This is a genomic window from Adlercreutzia rubneri, from assembly GCF_009755265.1.
GTDB lineage: Bacteria > Actinomycetota > Coriobacteriia > Coriobacteriales > Eggerthellaceae > Adlercreutzia > Adlercreutzia rubneri.
Genome location: NZ_WPOO01000054.1, coordinates 1 through 658, shown reverse-complemented (window position 1 = coordinate 658; position 658 = coordinate 1). Strand labels below are relative to the sequence as shown.

General features: G+C 64.7%; 1 protein-coding gene. It reads right to left on the bottom strand.

The window, feature by feature from the left end; genetic code table 11:
• Positions 1-658 (bottom strand): ABC transporter permease (locus tag GO707_RS11850; protein WP_157013090.1); only part of this gene is annotated, 658 nt, incomplete at both ends.

The following is a 658-nucleotide window of genomic DNA, read 5'->3' as shown; positions in this document are numbered from 1 at the left end:
CCACGTGGGTGTGGGCTCGGGAATGCCGGCCGAGATGAACGACAGCGACGCTTCGAACACGATGGCGTCGGCCACCAGCACGATGGTGAACACCATGACCGGGGCGATGCAGTTGCGGATGACGTGCTTCACGAGGATCCAGGGGGCGCGGGCGCCGGAAACGACGACGGCGCGCACGTAATCCTGATTGTACTCGCTCACCACGTTGGCGCGCACGATGCGGGCGATCTGCGGGATGTACAAAAAGCCGATCGCGAAGATGAGCGAGGGCACCGAGTTGCCGAACACGAGCACGAACGTGGCGGCCAGCGCGATACCGGGGAAGGACATGATGACGTCCAGGATGCGCATGATGACCTCGGACACCCATTTGCGCGCCACGGCGGCGACGGCGCCGATGATGGAGCCGCACACGAGGGCGAAGGCGGTGGCGCCCAGGCCGATGATCAGCGAGTAGCGCGCGCCGTACATCATACGCGACAGCACGTCGCGGCCCTTGTCGTCGGTGCCGAACAGGAACTGGGCATCGGGGGCTTGGCGTGCCGTGAAGATCTCAAGCGGGTTGTGCGGCGCCAGGATGTTGGCGAACACGGCGATCATGACGATCAGGATGAGCACGACGAGCGAGATGCGCGATCCGATGCTCATGGCCTTCCAC